Source organism: Agrobacterium sp. M50-1 (assembly GCF_049843495.1).
In the GTDB taxonomy this organism is placed as follows: Bacteria; Pseudomonadota; Alphaproteobacteria; order Rhizobiales; family Rhizobiaceae; genus Agrobacterium; species Agrobacterium radiobacter.
In genome coordinates, this window is record NZ_JBBHZH010000002.1 from 387,776 (window position 1) to 405,474 (window position 17,699).

A 17,699-nucleotide genomic window follows, 5' to 3' on the forward strand; every position below is an offset into this window, starting at 1 on the left:
TGGACAGGATGGCAATGATGGAGCCGGCCGATACCGTGGCCCGCGCATTTTTAAGCGTGGAGCGGTCGGCGACAGAACAGCGCTGGGTATCGCGGCTGGATCAGGCCGGGCAGAACCGTGCGCTGGCCATGTCCCAGATTCACGCCATTCCTGAACTGATCGCACGCGTTCTTGCCGGGCGCGGCGTGGGTGTCGATGACGCCCTGGCATTCCTCGATCCGACCATCCGCTCTTTGATGCCCGATCCGCATATGCTGACCGATTGCGAGAAGGCCGCCGAGCGGCTGGTACGCGCCATCGAGACCGGCGAGAAGGTGGCGATCTTCGGGGATTACGATGTCGACGGGGCGGCCTCTTCCGCGTTGATGTATCGCTTCCTCGCGCATTTCGGTCTGACGCCGGAGATCTATATTCCCGACCGTATCTTTGAGGGCTACGGGCCGAACCCGGCGGCGATGCAGCAACTTGCCGCCAATGGCGCGACACTGATCGTGACGGTCGATTGCGGCTCAACCAGCCATGAATCGCTGCAGGCCGCCAGGGACGCGGGAACGGATGTGGTGGTGATCGACCACCACCAGGTCGGCACGGAGCTGCCGCCGGCCGTGGCGCTGGTCAATCCCAACCGCGAGGATGATCTTTCGGGGCAGGGGCATCTCTGTGCGGCCGGTGTGGTGTTCCTCGTGCTGGTCGCCACCCTGCGCCTATTGAAGGACAGGCGGAACCGGCAGGCCTTCACACTCGATCTGCTCTCCCTTCTCGATATCGTTGCGCTTGCCACCGTATGTGATGTGGTGCCGCTGAAGGGCCTCAACCGCGCCTATGTGGTCAAAGGGCTGATTGCCGCGCGCCACATGAACAATGCAGGTCTTGCCGCGCTGTTCAAGAAGGCCGGGCTCGGCGGACCTGTCACACCCTATCATTTCGGTTTCCTGATCGGGCCGCGCATCAATGCCGGCGGCCGCATCGGCGATGCGGCGCTCGGCAGCCGACTGCTGACGATAGATGATTCCTCGCAGGCCGAGGTGATCGCGGAGCGGCTGGACGAGCTGAATCGCGAGCGACAGGCCATGGAAGCGGCGATGCTCGCGGAAGCGGAAGCGGAGGCTCTGTTCGAATATGGTGACGGCTCGGGTGCGGGCGTTATCGTCACGGCGCGGGAAAACTGGCATCCCGGCATTGTCGGCCTGCTCGCCTCGCGTCTGAAGGACCGTTTCCGCCGCCCGGCTTTCGCCATCGCTTTTGATCCCTCCGGCAAGGGCACCGGCTCCGGCCGTTCGATCAACGGTTTCGATATGGGGCGCATGGTGCGCGCCGCCGTGGAGGCCGGTTTGCTGGTCAAGGGCGGTGGGCATGCCATGGCGGCCGGTCTGACGGTTGAGCGCGCCAATCTCGGCAAGCTCAGGACCTTCTTCGAGGAGGCGGCCGCAAAGACCGTGAATGAGCTGGTGGAAAGCAGCGTGCTGAAGATCGACGGCGCCATCGGCGCCTCGGGTGCGACATTGCAGCTTGTCGACCAATTGGAGCAGGCCGGTCCTTACGGATCAGGCCACTCGCAGCCGATCTTTGCCGTGCCGGCGCATCGCCTGCGCGATGTGCGGCTCGTGGGTACAGCTCACGTCAAGATCACGCTGGAGGCCATGGACGGCTCGCGGCTGGACGGTATAGCGTTTCGCGCCGCAGAAGCGCCTCTGGGGCAGATGCTGCTGAATGCGCGCGGCAGGAACATTCACGTCGCAGGCTCCGTGGGCGCCGATCTGTGGCAGGGCCAGAGGCGCGTGCAGCTGCGCGTTCTGGACGCGGCTTTCGCGCCCTGAGAGGGCCTTCGCACACTTACCCTGAATTTTATGGAACACTGTCTCTGGCGAATGGCCGAGACGCGCCAATGCGTCTTCACGCGACGCGTTAAGATTTTCGTGCAGACTACTGATTTTTATGGAGAAGCAAGTGGCACGCCCTAGGGGAGTCGAACCCCTCTTTTCAGAATGAAAATCTGACGTCCTAACCGATAGACGAAGGGCGCGTGCGCTTGTGGTGTGGCGCCCTTATAGTCAGGCTCCCGTTGCTCCGCAAGCGGAAAAATTGATTTTTTTCGCTTCCTGGCGAGTTTTTTTATGGAAGCCGGAACGGCTGTGGAAAACTGCGCCGGGACTGGCCAAGGCCTTGAAATTTCGCCGCTATCGCTTTGCGCCGGCAACGCCTTCATGCCTCGTGGAAGGCCCGGGGCGTGCTTTCCCAACCCTTAGCTGGCATCTGCTGCCCGCCAGAAAGAACCGACGTTGTGATTTGGCTGGAAGGGGAAAGGCAAGCCGGTCGATTTGCACGCTGGCGCTTCATCCGGCTTGCCTTCCATCGGGGGGACAGCACTCTAACGTGTCGCCCGGGAATCGGTTCCGGCGCATCGATCACGCGTGACGAATTCGCGATCTGCGAAGCTGCTTTATATTTTTGAAGGGGAAGAACACGAAGGCAAGTGGCACGCCCTAGGGGAGTCGAACCCCTCTTTTCAGAATGAAAATCTGACGTCCTAACCGATAGACGAAGGGCGCGTGCGCTTGTGGTGTGGCGCCCTTATAGTCAGGCTCCCGTTGCTCCGCAAGCGGAAAAATGCATGATTTGACAAAAAAATGACATGGACCGCCAGAAGTCCTGAAAAACAAGGATTCTTGTTTCGTAACAAATGGTTAAATGGTCGGGTTATGGCTATTTTAGAGGCCTGTTGATTTGGATGTGGGCTGTGAAACGACGACTCGGCACAAGCGTTGGCCGGATTGGAACCTAACGGCGAGGCAGTGATAAGGTAGAACACATTTGCCATCATCCTCGCCCCTGAGGCGAGGATCCGCTCTCTAGTCACCCATGGATCCTCGCCTCAGGGGCGAGGATGACGTTGGGTGTCGCCAACTGTTTCTGCAATAAAAAACGGGGCCGAAACGGCCCCGTTGGATGATGCGTTGATGGCAAAAGGTCTCAGTGCAGAATCTGGCTGAGGAACAGCCGGGTGCGCTCGTGCTGCGGATTGTCGAAGAATTCGGCGGGCGAGTTCTGTTCGACGATCTGGCCCTGGTCCATGAAGATGACGCGGTTTGCGACCTGGCGGGCGAAGCCCATTTCGTGGGTCACGCACAGCATCGTCATGCCGTCTTCGGCAAGGCTGACCATGGTGTCGAGCACTTCCTTGACCATTTCCGGGTCAAGCGCCGAGGTGGGTTCGTCGAACAGCATGATCTTCGGCTTCATGCAGAGCGAACGGGCAATCGCCACGCGCTGCTGCTGGCCGCCGGAGAGCTGGCCGGGATATTTATGAGCCTGCTCGGGGATCTTGACGCGCTTCAGATAGTGCATCGCCACTTCTTCGGCTTCCTTCTTGGGCATCTTGCGAACCCAGATCGGCGCCAGCGTGCAGTTCTCGAGGATCGTCAGATGCGGGAAGAGATTGAAGTGCTGGAACACCATGCCAACCTCGCGACGCACCTCGTCGATCTTCTTCAGATCGTTGGTGAGCTCGATGCCATCGACATTGATCGTACCCGACTGATGTTCTTCCAGCCGGTTGATGCAGCGGATCATGGTCGACTTGCCCGACCCCGAAGGACCGGCGATGACGATGCGCTCGCCTTTCATGACCTTCAGGTTGATGTCGCGCAGCACGTGGAAGTCGCCATACCACTTGTTCATGCCGATGAGTTCGATCGCTACGTCCGTTGTCGAGACGGTCAGTTTTTTTGCTTGGGTTTCTGCCATTTGAGCGTCCCTTATCGTTTATGCCCGGTGTCGAGGTGCCGTTCCATGAACAGCGAATAACGCGACATGCCGAAGCAGAATATCCAGAATACGAAGCCTGCGAAAATATAGCCAGTCATGGCGGTGACGGGCGTCGCCCAGTTCGCATCCGACTGGTTGAGTGTGACAATACCGAGCAGGTCGAACATGCCGATGATCGAGACCAGCGACGTGTCCTTGAACAGCCCAATGAAGGTGTTGACGATGCCAGGAATGACCAGCTTCAGCGCCTGCGGCAGCACGATCAGCCGCGTCTTCTGCCAGTAGTTCAGGCCGAGCGAATCCGCACCTTCATATTGTCCCTTCGGAATGGCCTGCAGGCCGCCGCGGATCACCTCCGCCATATAGGCGGATGAGAAGAGCGACACGCCGACAAGCGCACGCAGGAACTTGTCGAAGGTCCAGCCGTCGGGCAGGAACAGCGGCAGCATGATGCTGGCGAAGAACAGCACGGTGATCAGCGGAATGCCTCTGATGACTTCAATGAAGAGCACGCAGAGCATCTTGATGACCGGCAGGTTCGACCGTCGGCCGAGCGCCAGGAGAATGCCGAAGGGGAGCGACACCGTGATCCCGAAGAAGGACAGGATGAGCGTCACCATCAGGCCGCCCCACAGCTGCGTTTCCACCTTCGGCAGGCCGAAGACGCCGCCGATGAGCAGGAAAAACGCAATGAAGGGCAGGATGATGAAAAGCGTCAGCGCGTTGAGGCGCTTGAATGGCGCTTTTGGAATCAGCATCGGTATCAGCAGGATGGCGAACGTCGCCATGACAAGGATGGGACGCCAGCGTTCGTCGATCGGATAGCGGCCGAAGACGAATTGTCCGAGCTTTGCCGAAACGAAAGCCCAGCACGCACCGGACTGGCCGTCCGGCAGCGCGCCGCCCTGCGAGGCGGTCAGGCAGGCGATACGATCGCTACCGGTCCACACCGCATCGATGAACAGCCACTTAATGACCGGCGGCACCAGATAGGCGAGCAGGGCAAGGGCGATCACCGTCAGGACCGTGTCCTTGGGCGTGGCGAAGAGTTTGGTGCGCAGCCAGTGACCGAAGCCGACGGCGCTCGAGGGCGCGGGTCTGGCGTCCTCGATGGTCTGCCGCACGAAAGCGTGATTGCTTGTTGTCATCGTCATCTCTCCACCAGCGCCATTTTCGCGTTGAACCAGTTCATGACCACGGCCGTGAGCAGGGACAGCGAGAGATAGATGACCAGCCAGATCGCAACGACTTCGACCGCCTGACCCGTCTGGTTCAGGATCGTGCCGCCGACGGAGACGATGTCGGCGAAGCCGACCGCGACCGCAAGCGATGAGTTCTTGGTCAGGTTGAGATATTGGCTTGTCAGCGGGGGGATGATGATGCGCATCGCCTGCGGAACGACGATCAGGCGCGTCGTGGTGCTGGAGCGAAGCCCGAGCGCATCCGCAGCTTCCGTCTGACCCTTCGCCACGGCCTTGATGCCGCCGCGAACGATCTCGGCGATGAAGGAGGCGGTGTAGAAGGAAAGCGCCAGAAACAGCGACATGAATTCAGGTGCGACCACCGCGCCGCCCGAAAGGTTGAACCGCCCGGCAATCGGGTAGTCGAAGGTCAGCGGTGAGCCGAGCGCGAGAAATGTCGCAGCCGGAAGGCCGATGATGAGAAGTGTGGCCGTGATCCCGGTGCGGAACTGCTGACCGGTCTTTTCCTGTCTCGCCTTTGCCCAGCGGTAAACGAAAAAGCTGATGACGATGGCGACCACAAGGGCGAGCGGTATCAGCCAGGTGCCTTCGCCCCAAAGGGGCTTCGGAAAGAAGAAGCCGCGATTGTTGAGGTAGCTTCCCAGCGGAAGCTCCAGCGAATCACGCGCCTGCGGCAGGACGGAAATGACGCCCTTGTACCAGAAGAAGATGACGAGCAGGGGCGGGATGTTGCGGAAGATTTCCACATAGGCCTGCGCGAGCTTTGAAATCAGCCAGTTGCTGGACAGCCGGGCGATACCGACGATGAAACCGATGATCGAGGCGGCGATGATGCCAAAAAACGCAACCTGGATCGTGTTGAGAATGCCAACGAGCAAAGCCCGGCCATAGGTCGCGTCGCTGGTATAAGCGATCAGCGACTGGCCGATATCAAAACCGGCTCTTCCGTTGAGGAAGCCGAAGCCGGACGAAATGTTTGACCGTTGAAGATTGGTGATCGTATTCGTCACGATGATCCAGACGAAGGCGGCCAGGATGACGACTGTCAGGACCTGATAGAAAATTCCGCGTATGCGTGGATCGTAGATAAGTGACGACGCGCTTTGCGCGCGCGATCGTTGCGAACTGACCGCGTTGCCTGCCATAGGCACCTTTCCCTTTTATGTGCTCTTTGCGAGCTTATTTATATAATTTTAAAATGGAGGCCGGGCATTGCCCAGCCTCCTGTCATGATCTAGCCGATGATGGGGCCGATCAACGGACCGGCGGTGCGTATTGCAGGCCGCCCTTGGTCCACAGCGCGTTCTGGCCACGCTCGATCTTCAGCGGAGAGCCCGCACCGACGTTGCGGTCGAAGACTTCGCCGTAGTTACCCACCAGCTTGATGATGTTGTAGGCCCAGTCGTTGGTCACGCCGAGATCGGTGCCGATCTTGGTGCCTTCTTCCGTGCCGAGCAGGCGCTTGATGTCGGGGTTGGCGCTGGTCTTCTGCTCATCGACGTTTTTCGAGGTGATGCCCAGTTCTTCGGCATTGACCATGGCGTAGTGAACCCAGGTCACGATGTCGAACCACTGGTCGTCGCCCTGGCGAACGGCCGGTCCAAGCGGCTCCTTGGAGATGACCTCAGGCAGAACGATGTTGTCGTCCGGGTTCTTCAGCTTGAGGCGGATGGCGTAAAGACCGGACTGGTCGGTGGTGTAGACGTCGCAACGGCCGGAATCATAGGCGGAGGTTGCGTCGGCTTCCTTTTCGAAAACGACCGGGTTGTACTGCAGATTGTTGGTCTTGAAGTAGTCGGCGAGATTGAGCTCGGTGGTCGTGCCGGTCTGAACGCAGACGGCGGCGCCGGAAAGCTCGAGCGCGGACTTAACATTCAAGCCCTTCTTGGCGATGAAGCCCTGACCGTCATAATAGTTGACGGTACGGAAGTTGAAGCCGAGCGACGTGTCGCGGCTGATCGTCCAGGTGGTGTTACGGGTCAGAACATCGACCTCGCCAGACTGGAGAGCCGGAAAACGGTCCTTGCTCGAAAGAGCGACAAATTTAGCCTTTGTAGGATCGCCGAAAACCGCTGTGGCAATACCACGGCAATAGTCCACGTCGATACCGGACCATTCGCCCTTGTCATCGGGATTGGAAAATCCCGGAATGCCGGCGCTGACGCCGCAGGTGACGAAACCCTTGCCCTTCACATCCTGAAGCGTCGCAGCCGAAGCGACCGAGGCTCCTCCCAAAACTGCTGCGCCGATGGCGGCTGACAGAATTGCCTTTTTCATTTTTCCCAACCTTTGTTTGTTATCGTCACTTGGAAGAGGACCGGCATATTGTCTTGCCCCAGCTCCCCCTTCAGCGAGACCTTTTCGATCCGCTTTTTCTATCACAATCGCAATTGGCAGCGGGGTCAAGACATGCGGGCAATAATTGTGCCTATAAAACGGAATTTTCCAAATTTTGGTCGGGAAGTGTGCAAAGGGTGAAAATATAAGCATATTTTTGCGAAAATTTGAACTTGCACAGTATTTGTATACTTGTTGTATGCTCGCTCTCGGCGGATCAATTCACCCTGTTTGACAGAACCCTGCGGGACTTGACCTTGCGGTCCGCTCTTAGCATTGTCGCACGCGTCAATGTTCCTTCGAAAGCTGATCTGAAATGACCAAGACAAATGACCTGCTTTCCGCCGCAGGTGTGAATACGCGCCTGACCCATGGCGGCAACGATCCCGCGGACTGTTTCGGTTTCGTCAATCCGCCCATCGTGCGTGGCTCTACCGTGCTTTTCCCTGATGCCGAGACGCTTTCGACCGAAAATCAGAAATACACCTATGGCACCCATGGCACGCCGACGACCGATGCGCTGTGCAGTCTCGTTGATGAACTGGAAGGGTCTGCCGGAACCATTCTCGTGCCGTCGGGCCTTGCGGCGATTACCGTGCCGTTCCTCGCCTATCTCGGCGCCGGCGATCATGCGTTGATCGTCGATTCCGTCTATTATCCCACGCGCCGCTTCTGCAACGTGATGCTGCGGAAGCTCGGTGTTGAGGTGGAATATTACGACCCGGCAATTGGCACGGGCATCGAGGCGCTGATCCGTCCGAATACGAAACTCGTGCATCTGGAAGCGCCGGGGTCCAATACCTTCGAGATTCAGGATGTCCGGCTGATCACCGATATCGCCCACAGGCATGATTGTGTGGTGACGATGGACAATACCTGGGCGACGCCGCTTTATTTCAGGCCGCTCGATTTCGGCGTCGATGTTTCAATTCACGCCGCCACCAAATATCCTTCGGGTCATTCCGATGTGCTGATGGGCTTTGTCTCGGCCAATGAAAAGCACTGGAAGACGCTTTATCAGGCCAATACCAATCTTGGCATCTGCGTTACCTCTGACGATGCCTATCAGATCCTGCGCGGCATGCGCACCATGGGAATCCGGCTGGCGCATCACCAGAAAAGCGCGCTTGAAATCGCCACATGGCTGGAGAGCCGTGGCGACGTCGTTCGCGTCCTGCATCCGGCCTTGCCGAGCTTTGCCGGGCACGAACTCTGGAAGCGCGATTTCAAGGGCGCAAGCGGCGTCTTTTCCTTCGTGCTAAAGGCGGAAGAGGGCAAATACAAGCAGACGGCGGCTGCCTTCCTTGATGCGCTGACCTTCTTCGGGCTTGGTTATTCCTGGGGCGGGTACGAATCGCTTGCCGTTTCGGTCTCGCTTGTCGACAGGACCATCGCCAAGGGCCCCTCGGAAGGGCCGGTCATCCGCCTGCAGATCGGGCTGGAGGATGTCGCCGATCTCCGGAAGGACCTCGAAGCCGGGTTCGCGGCTGCCGCCGGGGTCTGATTTCAGACCCCTCAGCCCTTTGCGTGATAGCCGTAGAGCCAGTCGAAATCCTTCAGGAAGGCTTCCGTCGGCCGCGTCGAAAACACGAAGTCCCGTGCGGTGCGGACCGGGCCTCGGGCATGGTAAGCAAAACGATTGAGAGAGGCCCGCTTGCGGGCCTTTTCTATGCGTGGCAGGCGCAGGGCCTCGAAAGCGGCAAGGGCCTGCGGCAGGGGCAGGGGGGCTGCAACGTTGCTGCCTGCCATGGTTCCCGCAAGTTCAAACGCATCCTCGATCGCCATGGCCGCGCCCTGAGCGGCGAACGGCATCATGGCGTGCGCCGCGTCGCCGATCAGCACCGTGTCACGGCCATTGTGCCAGCGGCCGGGGCCAGCCTGATAGAGCGGCCAGAAGGTGGGGTTTTCAGACGAATCGAGCAATCGGACGATGTCAGGGCTGAAGCCGCGAAACTGTTCCAGCAAGAGGGCTTTCTGACGCCCACTCGATTCCGCCCGCCATGTCGCGCCGGGATCGGCACCGAGCGCGATGGCGACGATGTTGAAGCCGCCGACTTCCTTCAGCGGATAGGCGACGATATGGCCGCCCGAGCCGAGATAGGCCGTGACGGCGCTTTTGTTGATGGCTGACGGCACGTCATTTGCTGTGACCGTGAAGCGCCAGGCCACATTGCCGGAGAAGGTGGCGGTGGGAGCGGAAGGCACGGCGAAGCGGGCCGCCGACCAGACGCCATCCGCGCCGACGATCAGATCATGGTCGCGGAAGGTGGTTGCGGCGATGATATCCGCTGTCGCATTTTCGATGCGTTTTCCGAGATGCAGCCGGCAGAGCGGGTTGCGTATCACCGCCTGGAGAAGTGCGTTTTGCAGCGTCGAGCGGTGCAGCACACCGTAAGGTGCGCCCCAGCGGCTGCGGGCCACCGCGCCCATCGGCAGGGAGAGCAGCGTGGCAAGCGATTTTCCGGAGGCGAGTTCGACGCTGACAGGTTCGGTCCAGCGCGCCTCGATATCAGGCAGTACCCCGAGCGTGGCGAGAATGCGGGCGGCATTGGGGGAAAGCTGCAGGCCGGCGCCGACTTCCGCCAGTTCGCCGGCCTGTTCGATGATATCACAGTCGATACCGTGCCGGGCAAAAGAAAGGGCAGCGGTGAGACCGGCGATGCCGGCACCGACGATGGCTACGGATTTTATGGGCATGGTGCGCCCCGATCAGAAAAGGTGGAAGGTCAGGCAGCCTTCACATGGAAGACGCAGCCCGGAGGATTGGTCTGCTCTGCCTTCAGCGACGGATTGTAGCGATAAAGGGTCGAGCAGTAGGAACAGACCTTCTCATTATCGTCGCCCATATCGATGAAGATATGCGGATGATCGAAAGGCACGGAAGCGCCGGTGCACATGAATTCCTTGACGCCGATCTCGATCATGCGGTGTCCGCCATCGTTCTGGAAGTGGGGAATGGAATGGCCGGCCATGTTCGTCTCCAAATGCAACATCGTTATCAAGCCGCCGCTGGTTTGCGCGCATCGGCTCGTCGTTGCGGATATGTAGCCTCAAACGCATTGCATCTCCATAAAAATCGTCAGCAAAACATGTTCAACATTGCTAATTCCTGCCATATGGTCCGGCAAAAAGGATGTCCTTGATGAATCTCAACACGCCGCAGTTTTCCGATTTTTCCCATGACGGCCTTCGCCTTGCTTATTTCGACGAGGGTGATCCGGCGGGCGATCCGGTTTTGCTGATCCATGGCTTTGCCTCCAGCGCCAATGTCAACTGGGTGCATCCCGGCTGGCTGAAGACGCTGGGTGAAGCGGGCTACAGGGTGATCGCCATCGACAATCGTGGGCATGGCGCAAGCGACAAGCCGCATGATCCGGAAGCCTATTATCCGCCCGTCATGGCCGGGGATGCGGTGGCGCTGCTCAATCATCTCGGCATCGCCGAAGCGCATGTGATGGGATATTCCATGGGCGCGCGCATTTCCGCCTTCCTTTCCATGGCCCATCCTGAGCGCGTGCGTTCGCTGGTCTTCGGCGGGCTCGGCATCGGCATGGTCGAGGGTGTCGGCGACTGGGATCCGATTGCCGAGGCGCTTCTGGCGCCTTCGCTCGATGTCGTGACGCATGAGCGCGGTCGTATGTTCCGCGCCTTTGCCGACCAGACGAAAAGCGACCGGCTGGCGCTTGCCGCCTGCATCGAGACATCGCGGGTTCTCGTCACCCGCGAACAGGCGGAAAAGATCGATGCCCCGACGCTGATCGCAGTCGGAACGAAAGACGACATCGCCGGATCGGGTGCCGAGCTTGCCGCGATCATGCCGCATGCGCGGGCAATCGACATTCCCGGCCGCGACCACATGCTGGCCGTTGGCGACCGGGTGTTCAAGGCGGCGGTGCTGGAATTTTACCGCTCGCTTTGACCGGGGGCGGCAAGAAACGGTTTTTCATGCTGCATGAAGAAAAACTGAAGCCTTGCCGCCTTTAAAGTCGTCATTCGAATCCCATTTCTAATGCACGTCTTTTTCTGTATAAAGAACGACCACTGCAAACGAGGAGACCATTCATGGTCGCACGTACCGAGGCCCGTCAGCCCGAACAGCTGGCGATCGTCGATCCGATCTGGGGCAGCCTGCTGCATGAAGCGCGTAGCGCCGCAGCGCAGGACCCGCTGCTTTCCGCTTTCCTTTATTCGACGATCCTCAATCACCGATCTCTTGAAGAATGTGTGATCTACCGTATCTGCGAACTCCTCGATCATCCCGATATGCAGGCCGTCCTTTTGCGCCAGACCTTCCAGGACATGCTGGATGACTGGCCGGAATGGGGCAGCGTGCTGCGCGTCGATATCCAGGCCGTTTACGACCGTGATCCCGCCTGCACGCGCTTCATGGAGCCGCTCCTCTATTTCAAGGGGTTCCAGGCCATCCAGACCCATCGCCTTGCTCATTGGCTGCTGCAGAAGGGCCGCAGGGATCTGGCGCTTTATCTGCAAAGCCGCTCGTCGAGCATTTTCCAGACGGATATCAACCCGGCTGCACGCATCGGCAAGGGCATCTTCCTTGACCACGCCACCGGGCTTGTGGTCGGCGAAACGGCTGTCATCGGTGACAACGTCTCCATTCTGCATGGCGTCACCCTCGGCGGCACCGGCAAGGAGGGGGCGGACCGTCACCCGAAGATCGGCAACGGCGTGATGATCGGGGCAGGCGCGAAAATCCTCGGCAATATCGAGATCGGCAGCTGCTCGCGCATCGCCGCCGGTTCGGTGGTGCTGAAAGCGGTCCCGCCGAAGACCACCGTTGCCGGCGTGCCGGCGCGCGTGGTGGGAGAAGCAGGGTGTTCGGAACCCTCGCGTCTGATGGACCAGCTTATCGGAGCCGATATCTGACCGGCCCTGTCGCGCTCTGATGGGCCGGCGTTTTCACGGTCGTCCGTGTGGAAGACGCGGATGACTTGCCGCTTTCACTTTACTTTGGCCTTTGTCCCATGCCAAAAGCGGGCCAACGCGAACCGCACAGGAGAATAGTGGTGAAAGCCGACGAAATCAAAAAACTCGACGCCTATTTCAAGCGCACTTTCAATGAAAAGATGATTGTGAAGGCGCGTCCGCGCAAGGACGATTCCGCCGAAGTGTATCTTGGCGAAGAGTTTCTCGGCGTCGTTTATATCGATGACGAAGACGGCGACCGTTCCTACAACTTCTCCATGGCGATCCTCGACGTCGATCTTTGATCGTCACCATCCGGTGACGGATGGAGTTTCGCATTAGAACAGTCGCCCGTGGTGGTTACGCCGCGGGCGATTTGTTTTTTCGCGGGCTTACCTGCATCATCAGGCGGTTTTCCGGCCGCAAGGTGACCCGCATCAGCGGCTCCGTATTTGCCGGGCTTTTGTTCTTGAGGTGGACGTTCTGCAAAAGCACGGCAAGGATTGCGACAGCCTCCATCATGGCGAAGGCGTTGCCGATGCAGACGCGCGGGCCGGCGCCGAAGGGCATATAGGCGTAACGGTGGCGCGCCTTGACCTTTTCGGCCTCGAAACGTGACGGGTCGAAGCGGTCGGGCTCGTCCCACAGCCTGGTGTGCCGGTGGACGGCGTAGATTGGCACATAGAGAACGGTGCCCGCGGGAATATCGTGTTCGCCGAGCCTGAAGTCCTGCAATGCGGTGCGTGTCACGACAGGGGCGGGCGGGTAGAGCCGCATCGCTTCCGAAAACACCTGTCTGGTATAGGTCAGGCGGGCGATATGGTCCGCCGCGACCGGTTCGCCGGCGGTAACGGTTTCAATCTCGTCGATGACCTTGCTTTCCACGTCGCTGTTTTGCGAGAGCAGATGGAAAGTCCAGGCAAGGCCGAGGGCCGTGGTTTCGTGACCGGCCGTGATGAATGTCAGCAGATTGTCGATGATTTCCGTGTCGCTCATCATGCGTCCGGTTTCCGGGTCTTTCGCTTCGAGCAGCATGGAAACCAGATCGTTCCTCTCGATCGGCTTCCGGCGCCTTTCGGAAATGACGGTCGCGAGGCTGGAGCGAAGATAGCCGACCGCCGCGCGGGCCTTGCGCCGGCCCGGATGCGGAAGCCATTCCGGTGCGCCCAGCATGGCGAGCGCAAAGGTCCAGCCCGTGGGTTTCAGATAATCGGTGATGCTTTGCTCGACACGTCCTATGTCGATGCCATGGCCGCCGGACATCATGGTTTCGACAATGATATCGAACGTCGTCCGCATCATCTCATGGCCGATATCGATGTCACCGGCAGGTGAGCGCCAGCGCCCTTGCGTGCGATGCGCGGCGTCGATCATGACCGGCAGCAATTCCAGCAGCTTCTCATGCCGAAAGGCCGCAGCGACGGATTGCCTTTGCCACTTCCAGTGATCGCCGTCGGCCGTCAGCAGGCCCTGGCCGAGTGCGGGGCCGAGGGCGCGGCGTACATCTTCGCCCTTGCCGAGCAGATGCGCGTTCTTGACCAGAGCTTCATGAATAAGCACGGGGTCGGCGAGATGAACCCGCATGACGCCGCCAAGGCGCGTAAAGACCGCCGGCTCGCTGAAAATTTCCGGCGGCAGAGCCTTCAGCGGGTTGCGGATGAGCGACAGGGCGACGCGTACCGTCGCGAATTTGGAGACGGGAGCGGTTCCGGGCGTATCGGGGGAGGCGGTGCGAATGTCGGTGCCGGTCATTTACAGGTCCTTTGTCCGCGTTGAACACTTACATTTCCTGTTAAGGTGTATACCTTATTTTTCGTATTTAAGGTGCATGCCTTAGGTTTCAATGGTTGGGTTCGACATCAATGAAAAAAATCAGTACCGGACGGACGTCCGCTCGTCCCACGCGCCAGAGAATTCTCGATGCCGCCCTTGTGCTGTTCAACGAGCGCGGGCCCGATCATGTGACGACGGCCGAAATCGCAAGGGCTGTGGAGATCAATGAGGGCAATCTCTATTACCACTTTCGCACCAAGGAAGCGTTGTTTCTGGCGCTGTTTGCACGATTCGAGGCCGATGCGCTGGCGATTGTCGGAAAGATTGACGGGGCGGATGAGGGTGCGGCGGCGACCTATGCCGGTTTTCTGCGGCTCTGGTTTTCGCTTGTATGGGACTATCGTTTCCTGTTTCGCGATCTGGTCGGCCTTATCTCTTCCGCCCCGGCGCTGGTGGAGCCCGTGCGAACCATAAGCGCCGCCATGCGCCTTGCCGTCGGCGATATCGTCTCCCGCATGGAGAAAGCGGGCCTGGCGGTTATTCCCGAGGAAGGACGGCCGGCCGTCCTCACAAATCTCTGGATCGTCTCCACCTATTGGGCGGCCTATCTCAACCTTCAGGAAGGTGTCACTGAATTTGGACCGCAGCAGCTGGACTGGGGGTTGAAGCAGGTCTCAAGCCTGTTCAGACCCTATCTCTCCCCGGAAGCGAAAGCCGAACTGGAAGCGATTCTGGTAGTGGAGCCGTAAATCTCACCGGATGGTGACATAGCCGGAAAACAAAAGCACCCGCGACGATATCCGTCGCGGGCGTTTTTACGAGTATCAGCCGGGTGCCGTTGAAGTATCAGGCGGCTTTCAGCAGATCGCCATGCGGATCGAGGACGAACTTGGTTGCCGCACCCTGGTCGAAGCTTTCATAACCCTGCACGGCGTCATCAAGCGCGATGATCTTGGCGTTGACGATATCGGCAATCGGCAGGCGGTCATGCAGGATCGCCTGCATGAGTTGGCGGTTGTACTTCAGCACCGGCGTCTGGCCGGTGTGGAAGGATTGCGCCTTTGCCCAGCCGAGGCCGAAGCGCAGCGAAAGGGCGCCCTGTTTTGCCGCATTGTCAACCGCGCCGGGATCTTCCGTGACATAAAGCCCGGGAATGCCGATAGAGCCGGCGGCGCGGGTGATTTCCATCATCTGGTTGAGAACGATGGCTGGCTGTTCACCGCCGGAATGGCCGCGTGCCTCGAAACCGACGGCGTCGATTGCACTATCAACCTCGTTGGTGCCGACGATCTCGGCGATCATGTCGCCCAGCCGGTCGCCCTTGGAGAGATCGACGGGTTCGAAGCCGACTTTTGCCGCATGGGCAAGGCGATCCTTGTTGAAATCGCCGATCATGACGACGGCGGCACCCAGAATGCGGGCGGAAGCGGCCGCGGCAAGACCCACCGGGCCGGCGCCTGCGACATAGACCGTAGAGCCGACGCCGACGCCCGCCTTGACCGCGCCGTGGAAGCCGGTCGGCAGAATGTCCGACAGCATGGTGAGGTCGCGGATTTTCGACATCGCCTTGTCGCGGTCCGGGAACTTCAGCAGGTTGAAATCGGCATAGGGGATCGTGACATAGCGGGCCTGTCCGCCGATCCAGCCGCCCATATCGACATAACCGTAAGCGCCGCCGGCGCGGGACGGGTTCACCGTCAGGCAGACGCCGGTATCCTGCGACTTGCAGCAGCGGCAACGGCCGCAGGCGACGTTGAACGGCACGGATACGATATCACCGACCTGCAGCATCTCGACGTCGATGCCTTTTTCGATGACTTCACCGGTGATCTCATGGCCAAGAACGAGGCCCGGCATTGCCGTCGTGCGGCCGCGCACCATGTGCTGGTCGGAGCCGCAGATATTGGTGGAAATCACCTTGAGAATCACGCCGTGCTCGATACGGCGGCCATCCGGCGCCTCAAGCTTCGGGTCGTCGATGTCGCGGACTTCGACCTGACCCGGCCGCATGTAGACGACGCCTCTGTTCCTGCTCATATCCATCTCCTCCGTGGTGAACACCGTGCCTGTCCGCTCCTCCGCGGGCAGGTGACTCCATGGGTGCAGCAAACCATGTGAGGGGAGATGTGGCGTTCGGAAATACGACACGCTGTGTGGTCGTAACGACACCGCGTTTCGCCTGATGTCACGGCGGCGTTATCTGTCGAGCGGTTTTCTGAGGCGGCCGGCGGCGTCCTGAATATATTGCCAGGCGACACGGCCCGAGCGGCCGCCGCGGGTCGTCGCCCATTCCAGCGCTTCGTGATGCAGGGTGTCGCGGTCCAGACCCAGATCGAAATGCGTGGCATAGCTGTCGATCATCGTCAGATAGTCTTCCTGGCCGCATTTGTGGAAACCGAGCCACAGGCCGAACCGGTCCGAAAGCGACACTTTTTCCTCAACTGCTTCGGAAGGGTTGATGGCGGTGGACTGCTCGTTTTCCATCATGTGGCGCGGCAGAAGATGGCGGCGGTTGGAGGTCGCATAAAACAGCACATTGTCCGGCCGTCCCTCGATGCCGCCGTCGAGTGCTGCTTTGAGCGATTTATAGGCCGTGTCGTCATGATCGAAGGAGAGGTCGTCGCAGAAAACGATGACGCGATGGCCGGATGTCTTCAAGGTGTCGAGCAAAGCGGGCAGGGTGTGAATGTCTTCGCGGTGCACTTCCACCAGCTTGAGCGAAACGCCGCTTGCCGCGCGCACATCTTCGTGAACGGCCTTGACCAGCGAGGACTTGCCCATGCCGCGCGCACCCCACAGGAGCACGTTGTTGGCGGCAAAACCTTCCGCGAAACGCAGCGTGTTTTCGTGGAGAATGTCTCGGACATGGTCGACGCCGCGGATGAGCTTCAGGGCGATGCGGTTGGGGCGGGGAACCGGCTGGATAAAGGAGTTGGTCGGCACCCAGACGAAACAATCGGCCGCATCCCAGTCGTTCACGGCGGGGGCGGGGCCGGCCAGCCGCTCCACGGCGAGGGTGAGCCGGCGCAGTTCTGAAAGAAGCAGGGAGGCCGTTTCTTCTCGAATCATGGTGTTTCTTCCGCTTGTCTGGTGTTCAAAACTCTGTTTTGCGCCCGGCCTAGCATGGTGTTTGGCGCCCATAAAGGTTAAGAGGTCCGGAATCGGTACGGCGTGGGCCCTGCATCTGTTGCAATCCCGGCGTTCCCCACTATATTCCGGCGGCTTGAAAGCTGGGGCGGCATCCAAGGTCGTGCCGTAATTCTGAGGAGTTTTATATGTTCATTAGTCAAGCTTTTGCCCAGGACGCAGCAGGCGGCGCATCTGCCTTCGGTTCCGGCCTTGAAATGCTTTTCCTGTTTGCGCCGCTCATGGTGGTCTGGTACTTTTTCCTTATCCGCCCGCAGCGCGCGCAGATGAAAAAGCGTCAGGAAACGCTCACCAATATTCGCCGTGGCGATCAGGTCGTTCTTGGCGGCGGCATCGTTGGCAAGGTGACCAAGGTCATCGATGACAATGAACTCGAAGTCGAAATCGCCGAAGGCGTGAAAATCCGTGCCGCCCGTGCTTACATTGCCGAAGTGCGCGTGAAGGGCGAAGTGGTCAAGACGGAAACCGCTTCCTGATCCTGCCGGACAACCGAATGCCCGATTGCGAATTTTGACGGGTTGCGCGGAGCGCGACCCCAACCCTGACCGA

At 59.7% G+C, this 17,699-nt stretch carries 16 protein-coding genes and 2 tRNA genes; 7 read left to right on the plus strand and 11 right to left on the minus strand.

Annotation, left to right across the window (positions count from 1 at the left end; genetic code table 11):
• Positions 1 to 8 precede the first annotated feature (8 nt).
• Positions 9 to 1,817: a single-stranded-DNA-specific exonuclease RecJ gene (gene recJ, locus WDZ78_RS05990; RefSeq protein ID WP_425672701.1), complete on the plus strand. Its 1,809-nt coding sequence runs from the start codon at positions 9 to 11 to the stop codon at positions 1,815 to 1,817.
• 131 nt (positions 1,818 to 1,948) lie between these two features.
• Here the strand turns inward: recJ and WDZ78_RS05995 are convergent.
• The 6 genes from WDZ78_RS05995 to WDZ78_RS06020 all read right to left on the minus strand — a co-directional run bounded on the left by WDZ78_RS05995 (position 1,949) and on the right by WDZ78_RS06020 (position 7,244).
• Positions 1,949 to 2,023, minus strand: a tRNA-Glu gene (locus WDZ78_RS05995).
• A gap of 451 nt (positions 2,024 to 2,474) precedes the next feature.
• Positions 2,475 to 2,549, minus strand: a tRNA-Glu gene (locus tag WDZ78_RS06000).
• A gap of 421 nt (positions 2,550 to 2,970) precedes the next feature.
• A complete protein-coding gene (locus WDZ78_RS06005; RefSeq protein WP_020012580.1) occupies positions 2,971 to 3,744 on the minus strand; it encodes an amino acid ABC transporter ATP-binding protein in 774 nt (257 codons plus the stop codon).
• A gap of 11 nt (positions 3,745 to 3,755) precedes the next feature.
• Positions 3,756 to 4,913 (minus strand): amino acid ABC transporter permease, encoded by a 1,158-nt coding sequence (locus tag WDZ78_RS06010; protein WP_026364108.1) that lies wholly within the window; start codon positions 4,911 to 4,913, stop codon positions 3,756 to 3,758.
• Positions 4,914 to 4,915: 2 nt separating this feature from the next.
• Positions 4,916 to 6,112: an amino acid ABC transporter permease gene (locus WDZ78_RS06015; RefSeq protein WP_020012578.1), complete on the minus strand. Its 1,197-nt coding sequence runs from the start codon at positions 6,110 to 6,112 to the stop codon at positions 4,916 to 4,918.
• 109 nt (positions 6,113 to 6,221) lie between these two features.
• A complete protein-coding gene (locus WDZ78_RS06020; protein ID WP_020012577.1) occupies positions 6,222 to 7,244 on the minus strand; it encodes an amino acid ABC transporter substrate-binding protein in 1,023 nt (340 codons plus the stop codon).
• A gap of 376 nt (positions 7,245 to 7,620) precedes the next feature.
• On the opposite strand from WDZ78_RS06020, the gene WDZ78_RS06025 reads away from it, so the two are divergent.
• Positions 7,621 to 8,808, plus strand: coding sequence for a cystathionine beta-lyase (locus tag WDZ78_RS06025; protein WP_425672555.1), 1,188 nt, complete (start codon positions 7,621 to 7,623; stop codon positions 8,806 to 8,808).
• A gap of 11 nt (positions 8,809 to 8,819) precedes the next feature.
• Here WDZ78_RS06025 and WDZ78_RS06030 read toward each other — a convergent pair whose 3' ends face one another.
• Together WDZ78_RS06030 and WDZ78_RS06035 are read right to left on the minus strand one after the other, a co-directional pair.
• On the minus strand, positions 8,820 to 10,001 hold the full coding sequence (locus WDZ78_RS06030; protein ID WP_425672556.1) for an FAD-dependent monooxygenase: 1,182 nt from the start codon (positions 9,999 to 10,001) through the stop codon (positions 8,820 to 8,822).
• A gap of 29 nt (positions 10,002 to 10,030) precedes the next feature.
• On the minus strand, positions 10,031 to 10,276 hold the full coding sequence (locus WDZ78_RS06035) for a zinc-finger domain-containing protein (protein ID WP_003502857.1): 246 nt from the start codon (positions 10,274 to 10,276) through the stop codon (positions 10,031 to 10,033).
• A gap of 170 nt (positions 10,277 to 10,446) precedes the next feature.
• Between WDZ78_RS06035 and WDZ78_RS06040 the strand changes: the two genes are divergently transcribed.
• From WDZ78_RS06040 to WDZ78_RS06050, 3 genes are all read left to right on the plus strand, one after another.
• On the plus strand, positions 10,447 to 11,223 hold the full coding sequence (locus tag WDZ78_RS06040) for an alpha/beta fold hydrolase (RefSeq protein WP_425672557.1): 777 nt from the start codon (positions 10,447 to 10,449) through the stop codon (positions 11,221 to 11,223).
• 143 nt (positions 11,224 to 11,366) lie between these two features.
• Entirely contained in the window at positions 11,367 to 12,191 is an 825-nt protein-coding gene (cysE, locus tag WDZ78_RS06045; protein WP_425672558.1) for a serine O-acetyltransferase, read from the plus strand.
• 140 nt (positions 12,192 to 12,331) lie between these two features.
• Positions 12,332 to 12,535, plus strand: coding sequence for a DUF3126 family protein (locus WDZ78_RS06050; protein WP_003502851.1), 204 nt, complete (start codon positions 12,332 to 12,334; stop codon positions 12,533 to 12,535).
• A gap of 55 nt (positions 12,536 to 12,590) precedes the next feature.
• Here WDZ78_RS06050 and WDZ78_RS06055 read toward each other — a convergent pair whose 3' ends face one another.
• Complete coding sequence (locus tag WDZ78_RS06055) at positions 12,591 to 13,982, minus strand: cytochrome P450 (protein WP_020012569.1); 1,392 nt, start codon at positions 13,980 to 13,982, stop codon at positions 12,591 to 12,593.
• 110 nt (positions 13,983 to 14,092) lie between these two features.
• Here WDZ78_RS06055 and WDZ78_RS06060 point away from each other — a divergent pair, with 110 nt between their 5' ends.
• Complete coding sequence (locus tag WDZ78_RS06060; RefSeq protein ID WP_425672559.1) at positions 14,093 to 14,752, plus strand: TetR/AcrR family transcriptional regulator; 660 nt, start codon at positions 14,093 to 14,095, stop codon at positions 14,750 to 14,752.
• Between the two features lie 97 nt (positions 14,753 to 14,849).
• On the opposite strand, the gene fdhA is transcribed toward WDZ78_RS06060, so the two are convergent.
• Both fdhA and WDZ78_RS06070 read right to left on the minus strand, forming a co-directional pair.
• Positions 14,850 to 16,040 carry a formaldehyde dehydrogenase, glutathione-independent gene (fdhA, locus tag WDZ78_RS06065; RefSeq protein ID WP_003502846.1) on the minus strand — a complete coding sequence of 397 codons (1,191 nt, stop codon included), beginning with the start codon at positions 16,038 to 16,040 and terminating at the stop codon, positions 14,850 to 14,852.
• A gap of 159 nt (positions 16,041 to 16,199) precedes the next feature.
• The gene (locus WDZ78_RS06070) at positions 16,200 to 17,072 is read right to left on the minus strand and encodes an ATP-binding protein (RefSeq protein ID WP_020012566.1); all 873 of its coding nucleotides are present in this window, start codon (positions 17,070 to 17,072) and stop codon (positions 16,200 to 16,202) included.
• A 206-nt stretch (positions 17,073 to 17,278) separates the two neighbouring features.
• Between WDZ78_RS06070 and yajC the strand changes: the two genes are divergently transcribed.
• Complete coding sequence (gene yajC, locus WDZ78_RS06075; protein WP_020012565.1) at positions 17,279 to 17,626, plus strand: preprotein translocase subunit YajC; 348 nt, start codon at positions 17,279 to 17,281, stop codon at positions 17,624 to 17,626.
• Positions 17,627 to 17,699: the final 73 nt, after the last annotated feature.

Excerpts from the sequence above, each read along its gene's own strand:
- WDZ78_RS06010 (WP_026364108.1), bottom strand. The coding sequence starts at position 4,913 with ATGACAACAAGCAATCACGCTTTCGTGCGGCAGACCATCGAGGACGCC.
- WDZ78_RS06020 (WP_020012577.1), bottom strand. The coding sequence starts at position 7,244 with ATGAAAAAGGCAATTCTGTCAGCCGCCATCGGCGCAGCAGTTTTGGGA.
- WDZ78_RS06060 (WP_425672559.1), top strand. The coding sequence starts at position 14,093 with ATGAAAAAAATCAGTACCGGACGGACGTCCGCTCGTCCCACGCGCCAG.
- WDZ78_RS06070 (WP_020012566.1), bottom strand. The coding sequence starts at position 17,072 with ATGATTCGAGAAGAAACGGCCTCCCTGCTTCTTTCAGAACTGCGCCGG.
- WDZ78_RS06035 (WP_003502857.1), bottom strand. The coding sequence starts at position 10,276 with ATGGCCGGCCATTCCATTCCCCACTTCCAGAACGATGGCGGACACCGC.
- cysE (WP_425672558.1), top strand. The coding sequence starts at position 11,367 with ATGGTCGCACGTACCGAGGCCCGTCAGCCCGAACAGCTGGCGATCGTC.
- WDZ78_RS06055 (WP_020012569.1), bottom strand. The coding sequence starts at position 13,982 with ATGACCGGCACCGACATTCGCACCGCCTCCCCCGATACGCCCGGAACC.
- WDZ78_RS06015 (WP_020012578.1), bottom strand. The coding sequence starts at position 6,112 with ATGGCAGGCAACGCGGTCAGTTCGCAACGATCGCGCGCGCAAAGCGCG.
- WDZ78_RS06030 (WP_425672556.1), bottom strand. The coding sequence starts at position 10,001 with ATGCCCATAAAATCCGTAGCCATCGTCGGTGCCGGCATCGCCGGTCTC.
- WDZ78_RS06005 (WP_020012580.1), bottom strand. The coding sequence starts at position 3,744 with ATGGCAGAAACCCAAGCAAAAAAACTGACCGTCTCGACAACGGACGTA.
- recJ (WP_425672701.1), top strand. The coding sequence starts at position 9 with ATGGCAATGATGGAGCCGGCCGATACCGTGGCCCGCGCATTTTTAAGC.
- yajC (WP_020012565.1), top strand. The coding sequence starts at position 17,279 with ATGTTCATTAGTCAAGCTTTTGCCCAGGACGCAGCAGGCGGCGCATCT.
- fdhA (WP_003502846.1), bottom strand. The coding sequence starts at position 16,040 with ATGAGCAGGAACAGAGGCGTCGTCTACATGCGGCCGGGTCAGGTCGAA.
- WDZ78_RS06040 (WP_425672557.1), top strand. The coding sequence starts at position 10,447 with ATGAATCTCAACACGCCGCAGTTTTCCGATTTTTCCCATGACGGCCTT.
- WDZ78_RS06025 (WP_425672555.1), top strand. The coding sequence starts at position 7,621 with ATGACCAAGACAAATGACCTGCTTTCCGCCGCAGGTGTGAATACGCGC.